General features: G+C 72.1%; 7 protein-coding genes and 1 pseudogene. 2 read left to right on the top strand and 6 right to left on the bottom strand.

Annotation, left to right across the window (positions count from 1 at the left end; translation table 11 throughout):
• Positions 1 to 126: 126 nt before the first annotated feature.
• From IE136_RS28045 to IE136_RS28030, 4 genes are read right to left on the bottom strand one after another with little or no spacing between them, the layout of a single operon-like run.
• Positions 127 to 810 (bottom strand): response regulator, encoded by a 684-nt coding sequence (locus tag IE136_RS28045; protein ID WP_158988740.1) that lies wholly within the window; start codon positions 808 to 810, stop codon positions 127 to 129.
• Complete coding sequence (locus IE136_RS28040; protein ID WP_189601739.1) at positions 807 to 2063, bottom strand: sensor histidine kinase; 1257 nt, start codon at positions 2061 to 2063, stop codon at positions 807 to 809. The genes IE136_RS28045 and IE136_RS28040 overlap by 4 nt, the downstream gene beginning before the upstream one ends.
• 30 nt (positions 2064 to 2093) lie before the next feature.
• Positions 2094 to 2894: an ABC transporter permease gene (locus tag IE136_RS28035; protein ID WP_158988742.1), complete on the bottom strand. Its 801-nt coding sequence runs from the start codon at positions 2892 to 2894 to the stop codon at positions 2094 to 2096.
• A complete protein-coding gene (locus IE136_RS28030; RefSeq protein ID WP_189601738.1) occupies positions 2891 to 3808 on the bottom strand; it encodes an ATP-binding cassette domain-containing protein in 918 nt (305 codons plus the stop codon). The genes IE136_RS28035 and IE136_RS28030 overlap by 4 nt, the downstream gene beginning before the upstream one ends.
• 180 nt (positions 3809 to 3988) lie before the next feature.
• Between IE136_RS28030 and IE136_RS28025 the strand changes: the two genes are divergently transcribed.
• Both IE136_RS28025 and IE136_RS28020 read left to right on the top strand, forming a co-directional pair.
• Entirely contained in the window at positions 3989 to 4555 is a 567-nt protein-coding gene (locus IE136_RS28025) for a GNAT family N-acetyltransferase (RefSeq protein WP_189601737.1), read from the top strand.
• A 54-nt stretch (positions 4556 to 4609) separates the two neighbouring features.
• Positions 4610 to 6100, top strand: a complete 1491-nt coding sequence (locus IE136_RS28020; protein ID WP_189601736.1) for a serine/threonine-protein kinase — start codon at positions 4610 to 4612, stop codon at positions 6098 to 6100.
• Between the two features lie 31 nt (positions 6101 to 6131).
• Here the strand turns inward: IE136_RS28020 and IE136_RS28015 are convergent, their stop codons facing one another.
• Together IE136_RS28015 and IE136_RS36040 are read right to left on the bottom strand one after the other, a co-directional pair.
• Positions 6132 to 7709, bottom strand: a complete 1578-nt coding sequence (locus IE136_RS28015; RefSeq protein WP_189601735.1) for a type IV secretory system conjugative DNA transfer family protein — start codon at positions 7707 to 7709, stop codon at positions 6132 to 6134.
• A 1-nt stretch (position 7710) separates the two neighbouring features.
• Positions 7711 to 8039, bottom strand: a pseudogene (locus IE136_RS36040) (ATP-binding protein); the annotation flags it as partial.

The raw sequence follows: 8039 nt of genomic DNA, 5'->3' as shown, positions 1-8039 counted from the left end.
GCCGATGGTACTGCAGGGGGGACCCTGTGGGAGAGTAGGACGCCGCCGAACAATCATTGTGGGAAAGCCCCGCACCTTATGGTGCGGGGCTTTTCTGCGTTCAGGGGCCGCCCACCGGGCTGGTGATCAGCCGTTCTGGGACGGCGAGACGAGGCCCGTGTCGTAGGCCAGGATGACCGCCTGGACGCGGTCTCGGGCAGCCGTTTTGGCGAGGACGCGGCTCACGTGCGTCTTCACCGTGGACTCCGCGAGGTGCAGGCGCTGCGCGATCTCCGTGTTCGTCCAGCCGTGCGCGACGACGGTGAGGATCTCGCGTTCCCTGTCCGTGAGGGCCGAGAGGCGGGGGTCCTCCGGAGGAACAGAGGACGGGGAGGAAGGGCTCGCCGGGAGGTGGTGGACGTAGGCGTCGAGGAGCCGGCGGGTCAAGCTCGGAGCCACCACTGCGTCGCCACTCGCGACCGCCCGGATGCCCGCGAGGAGTTCCTCGGGCTGGGCGTCCTTGACCAGGAAGCCGCTAGCACCGGCGCGCAGGCCGTCGTAGGCGTACTCGTCGAGGTCGAAGGTGGTGACGATCAGGACGCGGGTGCGGGCGCCCGTGGCGACGATGCGACGGGTGGCCTCGATACCGTCGAGGCCGGGCATCCGGATGTCCATCAGGACCACGTCAGGGTGGTGTTGGTCCACCAGGCGGATCGCCTCGGTGCCGTTCGCCGCTTCGCCGACGACCGTCATGTCGTCCTGGCTCTCCAGAAGCATGCGGAAGCCGAAGCGTTGCATCGCCTGGTCGTCCGCGATGAGCACGGTCGTCACGAGCGGGAGTCCTCCAAGGATCGCAGGGATTCCAGGGGCAGTCGGAGTCGTACGCGCCAGCCGCCGGCCGGCAGCGGGCCCGCTTCGAGTGTGCCGTCGTAGAGGGCCGCGCGCTCGTGCATTCCGCGGACTCCCTGGCCCACCGTCACGGAGCCGCCGGTACCGGCACTGCCGGAGTCCGTCACCTCGACTGTCACGTCGTTCCCGCCGTAGGCCAGGACGACCGTGGCCTTCGCCGCCGGGCCCGCGTGCTTGAGGGTGTTCGTCAGGGCCTCCTGCACGACCCGGTAGACCGTCAGCTGGGCGCCCGCCGGGAGGGGCGGCCGGGCCTCGGGATCGTCCCGGATCTCCACCCGTACCGGCAGACCCGCCGACCGTACGCCCTCGATCAGCGTCTCCAGATCGACCAGGGAAGGCTGCGGGTCACGCACCGCCTCGGCGGAGTCGTCGCGCAGGACCCCGAGCAGGCGGCGGAGCTCGGCGAGTGCCTGGCGGCTCGTCGTCCCGATGGCGTCGAGGGCTTGGGCGGCCTGTTCGGGGTTCTTGGCCGCCGCGTATCTGCCGCCGTCCGCGAGGCCGGTGATGACGGAGAGGTTGTGCCCGATGATGTCGTGCATCTCCCGGGCGATACGGGTCCGTTCGGCCGCCGCCGCCAGCTGGGCCTGCTGGTCGCGTTCCACTTCGAGGCGGCGGGCCCGGTCGACGAGGGCGGCGGTGTAGTCCTTGCGGGAGCGGACCGCGATGCCGAGCAGGGCGACCATCGCGTACACCCACAAGGTGGGGACGATCTGCTGGTCCCAACTGCCCTGTGGGTGGCGGATCGCGCCCACCACCAGGGGTGGGACGATCCGGGAGACCGTCCACACCAGGGTGCGCAGGGGCAGTCGCAGGGCGATGTGAAAGATGACGACGAGCTGGAGGAGGCCGGCCTGGAGGAATGCCCCGGTCCAGTAGCTGAGGAAGGCCGCCCAGGCCATCAACGCGAGGACGGCCGTCGGGCGACGGCGGCGCCAGAACAGCGGGACCGAGAAGGCCAGGCTCATGGTCACGACCTGCCAGACCGGGACCGACGGGTCCCGGGCGATGTTGCGCCAGCCGCCCGCCGCGTCCACCAGGACCGCCGCCGTCCAGAAGGCGGTGAGCAGGCCGTCCCAGACCCAGGGGCGACGCGCGTCGAAGGCGCGAACGCGCTGGCTCTGCCGCTGGATGTACCGGCTGAGGGATTCCTCTCGGGCGCCGGGCCGCTTCTCCATGACCACCCGCTCATCCTCCTCCGTCGTGGGCTACACGTCTCGGCGCTTGAGCAACAGCGCCGGTACGGCCAGGGTCGCGGCGGCCCACAGGAAGAGGGCGAACAGCGCGGCGCCGGGGGTGGCCGCGCCGGGCATCGGGTCGGCGGAACCGAGGGCGCCCGCGGCCTGGGTGGGGAAGTACCGGACGGCGGTCTCCACGGCCTCGTACGGCAGCATCCCGAGGATCTCGGGCAGCACCATCACACCGCCGATGAACGCGCCGACAGCGCCTGGGACGGAGCGCAGGGCGGCGCCGAGGCCGAGGGCGATGACGCCGAGGAGGGTGACACCGGTGGCGTTGCCCGCGATGGCGGCCAGGACGCCGTCGTCGGTGAGGGAGGCGGCCTGGTCGGTGCCGGAGAAGAAGATCTGGGCGGTGAGGAAGGTGATCAGGGCGGTCACGAAGGAGACCGCGAAGACGACAGCGGTGAAGACCGCGGCCTTTGCGCCCAGCACGGGCAGGCGGCGCGGGACGGCGGTCATCGAGGCCCGGATCATGCCCGTCGCGTACTCGCCGGCGGTGACCAGTATGCCGAGGACGGCCAGGCACACGCCGCCGAGCTGGGATCCGTAGAGGGAGAGGACCACCGTGTCCACGTCGGAGTCGCCGCCGTCGGAGGTGTAGGTGGCGCCCATGAGGATGCCGACACCGAGGAGGAACGCCGCCGACGTGACGAGGGTGATCCAGGTGGAGCGGACCGTCCACAGCTTGTGCCACTCCGAGCGCAGGACGCGGGCGGGGGTGATCCGGTACGCGGCCGTGGGGGCGGGGACGGGGGTGGTCGCGCTCATGCGGCTGCTCCTTGGTACTCGAGCGAGTCGTGGGTGAGGTCCATGAACGCCTGCTCCAGGGAGGCGGTCTGCGGGGTGAGTTCGTGGAGGGGGACGCCGTGGGCGGCTGCCGTGTGGCCGATGGCCGCGGCGTCGAGGCCGGTGACGCGGAGGGTGTCGGGGCCTTCGGCGGTGATCTGAGCGTCCGGGTGCGGGGATGTCGGGAGCAGGGCGCGGAGGCGGTCCGCTTCCGGGGTGACGACCCGGACCGAGGCGCCGCCGGCCTCCCGTACGAGCGCGGAGACGGTGGTGTCGGCGAGGAGCCGGCCCTTGCCGATGACGATCAGATGATCGGCGGTCAGCGCCATCTCACTCATCAGGTGGGAGGAGACGAGGACGGTACGGCCCTCTGCCGCGAGGGACTTGAGCAGGGTGCGGATCCAGAGCACACCGTCGGGATCGAGGCCGTTGACGGGTTCGTCCAGGACGACGGTGGCCGGGTCGCCGAGGAGCGCGGCGGCGATGCCGAGCCGCTGGCCCATGCCGAGCGAGAAGCCCTTCACGCGGCGGCCGGCGACGTCGGTCAGGCCGGTCAGGCCGAGGACGTGCTCGACGCGGGCGCGCGGGATGCCGTGGGTGTGGGCGAGTGCCATCAGATGGTGGAAGGCCGACCGGCCGGGGTGCAGCGAGCGGGCTTCGAGGAGGGCGCCGACCTGCGTGAGGGGTGCGGGGTGGGTGGCGTAGGCGCGGCCGGCGACGGTGGAGTGGCCGCGGGTGGGGGCGTCGAGGCCGAGGAGCATCCGCAGGGTGGTGGACTTCCCGGCGCCGTTGGGGCCGAGGAAGCCGGTGACGGTACCGGGGCGGACGGTGAAGCTGAGGTCCTGGACAACGGTCCTGTCCCCGTACCGCTTGGTGAGTTCTTCAGCTCGGATCATGTGCACGACGGTACGGAGCGGGATGGGGCGGATCGTCCGACCGTGGGCGGGAGCGGGGCGAGGGTGTGTAGTACCGGGGTATGACGACGTACGGGTACGTCGCCGTACGAGTACGGCGGTGGGCGCGAGCTCCGGGGAAACGGCTTGTCATGGAGTGGGGGCGGTGGTGAGTATCGGCGCATGGACCACGTGATACGAACCATCCGTGCCGACGAGTGGGAGAAGTCCCGCGAGATCCGGCTGGCCGCGCTGCGCGATCCGGTGGCGCACATCGCCTTCCTGGACACGTACGAAGCCGCTGTCGAGCGTCCTGGCTCCTTCTGGCGGGAGCGGGCGGAGGGCGTGAGCGAGAGCGGCGACGGGGGCACCCGTCAGTTCGTGGCGGAGGCGCCGGACGGGAGTTGGGTGGGCACGCTCTCGGTGCTGGTGGAGCGGCCTTCGGCGGAGGTGCGTTTCGGGGAGGTGGCGTCGGTCGACCAGACGCACATCGTGGGGGTGTACGTACGGCCGGAGGCGCGCGGGAGCGGGTTGACGGAGGAGCTGTTCCGGGCGGGCGTGGAGTGGTCCTGGTCGCTGAAGGAGCCGGTGGTGCGGCGGGTGCGGCTGTATGTGCACGAGGACAACGCGCGGGCGGCGGCGTTCTACCGGCGGTTCGGGTTCGTGGCGACGGGGGAGCGGGTGGCGGTGCCGGGGGACACGGGGGCGCGGGAGCTGGAGTACGAGATCAAGAGGCCGGCGGGGCTCTAGCTGGGACGGGTGGTTCCTGGGAAGCTGGGAGTTTCCAGCAGACTCGGGGGAGACGTGCAGGAGTTGGAGCCGGAGGATCCGGCGACGATCGGTCCGTACCGGCTGTCGGCCCGGCTCGGTGAGGGCGGGATGGGGCGGGTCTACCTCGCCGTGTCCCGCAGCGGACGACGGCTCGCGGTGAAGGTCGTACGGCCGGACATCGCGGCGGACCCCGGCTTCCGGGAGCGGTTCCGGCGCGAGATCGAGGCGGCGCGGGCGGTGGGCGGGTTCTGGACCGCGCCGATCGTGGACGCCGACCCGGACGCGGCCACGCCGTGGGTCGCCGGCGACTACATCGACGCGCCGAGCCTGGGGGCGCTCGTGGACCGTCGGGGAGCGCTGGACGAGCGGGAGTTACGGGCCATGGCGGCGGGGCTCGCGGAGGCGCTGGAGGCCATTCACAGGACCGGTCTCGTCCATCGGGACCTGAAGCCGTCGAACATCATGGTCACGGCGGACGGGCCCCGGGTCATCGACTTCGGCATCTCGAAGGCGGCGGAGGGTGCGACGACGCTGACCGACACCGGATCGGTGATCGGGACGCCCGGCTTCATGAGCCCCGAGCAGGCTTCCGGCGCACGGGTCGGGCCGGCGAGCGACATGTTCGCGCTCGGGGCGGTGCTGGTGTTCGCGGCGACGGGGCGGGGGCCGTTCGGGGCGGGGAGCGTGCCGGCGCTGCTGTACCGGGTGGTGCATGACGAGCCGAGCCTGAACGGGGTTCCGGAGGGACTGCGACCGGTGGTCGCGATCTGCCTGGAGAAGGACCCGGGGCGCCGGCCGACCGCGTCGCAGCTGCTGGATCTGCTGAGCGGGGGCGGGACGGGGGACCCCGGTTCCGTGTCGGCTGCGCGTCCGGTCCCTCCGACGGCACCGGTCACGGAGGTGGAGGGGGTCTCTTCCGGCCCGCGCCGCGGACCTGGGCGTGGGCTCGGCGTTCCGGCGGTGGTCGACGTGCGTACGGGGCCACCGACGGAGGACGGCCAGACCTCCGGGGGCCGCGAGCTCGGCGTCGGCTTGACCGCGCTGGTGCTGGGAACCCCGCTGGCAGGTGGATTCTTCGGATGGGTGGCCCTCCTTTCGTGCCTGGTGGGCAGCTCGGCGCTGATCGTGTGGGGCCTCTACCGCGGCAGGAACGACCCTCCGATCGAGCGCGTCGTCATGCTCACGAGCGACGGCCTGACATTCCGCTTGGCGAAGGTGGAGTGGCAGACCTCGTGGGGGGACGTCGTACGGATCACCCTCAAGCCTGTGGAGCAGCAGCCGGGGAATGACGTGCGGCGGTGGCAGATCGTCGCGGTGCTGCGGCGGGGCGTGGAGGTGCTCATGCCGTTCGCCCATCGCCCGGTCAGGACAGGGGCGCGTCAGGTGCTGGATTTCACGGGCGAGGACGACATGCCCGGCGCGCTGAGCGATCTGGACGCGGGGCTTCGGTGCTACGCCGGAACCCGGTACAAGCGGCACCCCGACCTGGCGGCTCTGGTGGACGGTCCGCGGGGCGGGAGCTAGGCCCTGCGATGGGGCAGGGCTGCGGCTGCCGTTACGGCTGCAGGGGCTCCGGCCAGCGGGCGCGGGCCTGTTCCGGGGAGCGGAGCAGGACCAGGGTCGGGAGGCCCTGGTCCTGGCCGTTTGCCAGGAGCTCCGGGAGGCGGGGGAGGGGAGCAACGGCGGCGACGTCGTCGAGGACGAGCGTCATTGGTGGGTCGAGCCGGCCGTCGGATGACCGTGCGGCCATGCGGCGGCCGTGCTCGACCACGCTTGCGGTGAGAGCGGTGAGCAGAGGCATCGCACCGGGTCGGGTGCGGGGGTCCTCGATCGGTTCACCCACCACATAGAGCGTGCCCCCTTCGGCGACGAAAGATTCCAGCGTCAAGGAATCCGTTCGATTCGGGGTGCACGCCTCCCGGATGTGGATCGAGGAGAGCGAGGACAGGGCCCGTGCGGTCAACTCCTGGGCGATCTCGCGTCGTTCCGGGTAGCCGGTGAGGGCTGACTCCAGGAGTCCGGCGTGGCCCGAGGCGGCCTTGGGGTGGGTGCGGAGGATTCGTACGGGCTCGTGGGCGCCCGTGCCCTGGGCCCAGCGGTGGACCTGCTTGAACGGTCGGTCGTCCAGGGCGGCCGCGTGCAGCCAGCAGCGCAGGAGCGTTTCCGCGGTGTCGGCGACGGCCGCGTCCAGACGGGACGGCGGGCGTACGGGGGCGAGGAGTGCCGCCGCCCGTTCCTGGGCCGTGGCCGGGTCCTCGCAGCGGTCGGACGGGGACCAGTGGAGGCGGGCGGGGGTGTCGCAGAGGTGCCCGGGGTCGTAGACGAGGACGGGGCCGAGCTTGCCGCGGGCGTCCTTGGTGTCGGTCCAGACGGTGGGGTCGGAGGTGACCACGAGCACCGGGCCCTCGGCGTCCTGAACGGCCTGGAGGGCGGCGGGGCGGCGGGTGGCGGGGGTGCCGTAGAGGACGCGGGGGGTACGGGGGAAGGGGAGGCCGGGGTTGGGGCCGGGGCCGGGGGCCTTCACCTGGGCGGCAGGTACCGGGGCCGTGGGCTGCTCCACCGGAGCGGGGGCCTGCTCAACCTGGGCAGGAGCCTGCTGAACCGGTGTCGGGGCCTGCTCAACCTGGGCAGGAGCCCGCTGAACCGGTGCCGCTGCCGGGGCTGGTACCGGGACCGCTGCCGGGGCCGGGGCCGGGGCCGGGGCTGGTGCCGGTCCCGGTCCCGGTGCCTCGGCTCGGACCGCCCCCTGGGCGAGCACCGCCTCTCGGCCGGCCCGTACCGCTCTCCATCGGGCCAGCGTCCCCACCACGAACACCGTGAGGACAACCAGCACCATCAGCTCGCCGATGAGCAGGCCCCAGAACAGCCCGTACCCCGACAGCTCGCCGGCCGGAGTGTCCGGCCACGCGCCCGCCAGGTCCTGGGGCCGGCCGATCAGGGCGCGGACGGCCATCGGAGTCCTGGCGAAGGTGACCCCGGCCGGCCAGGCGCCCTTCGAGAAGAGCGCGGCCAGGCCGGTCGCCGTCCACACCAGCACGGTCAGACCGAGCACGAAACCGACGAGGCCCACCACCAGGCCGTCGGGGATCCCCTCTTGCTGCTGGCCCCGCGAGTCCCGCACGTCCCTCGACATCTCACGCCACCGTCGACTGGGTGGGGTCGTTCAGGTGCTGCTCGATGAGGGCGGCGCGCTGTTCCGTCTCCCATTCCAGCTCCGGATCGATGCCCGGGTCGACGGACGACTCGGTCATGGCGCGGTCGGTGTAGACGAGCGGCCGTTCCTTCTCGGTGATGAGGTGCTTGACCACCTGGACGTTGCCGTTGACGTCCCAGACGGCGATACCGGGGGTGAGGGTCGGGATGATCTCGACCGCCCACCGGGGCAGGCCGAGGACGCGCCCCGTCGCCCGGGCCTCGTCGGCTTTCTGGGCATAAATGGTCCTGGTCGAGGCCATTTTGAGGA

The sequence above is a fragment of the Streptomyces lateritius genome, from assembly GCF_014649715.1.
In the GTDB taxonomy this organism is placed as follows: domain Bacteria; phylum Actinomycetota; class Actinomycetes; order Streptomycetales; family Streptomycetaceae; genus Streptomyces; species Streptomyces lateritius.
This window is presented reverse-complemented; position numbering and strand designations above follow the sequence as displayed.

Coding starts and splice junctions, on each gene's coding strand:
- IE136_RS28040 (WP_189601739.1), bottom strand. CDS start 2,063: ATGGAGAAGCGGCCCGGCGCCCGAGAGGAATCCCTCAGCCGGTACATC.
- IE136_RS28035 (WP_158988742.1), bottom strand. CDS start 2,894: ATGAGCGCGACCACCCCCGTCCCCGCCCCCACGGCCGCGTACCGGATC.
- IE136_RS28030 (WP_189601738.1), bottom strand. CDS start 3,808: ATGATCCGAGCTGAAGAACTCACCAAGCGGTACGGGGACAGGACCGTT.
- IE136_RS28025 (WP_189601737.1), top strand. CDS start 3,989: ATGGACCACGTGATACGAACCATCCGTGCCGACGAGTGGGAGAAGTCC.
- IE136_RS28015 (WP_189601735.1), bottom strand. CDS start 7,709: ATGTCGAGGGACGTGCGGGACTCGCGGGGCCAGCAGCAAGAGGGGATC.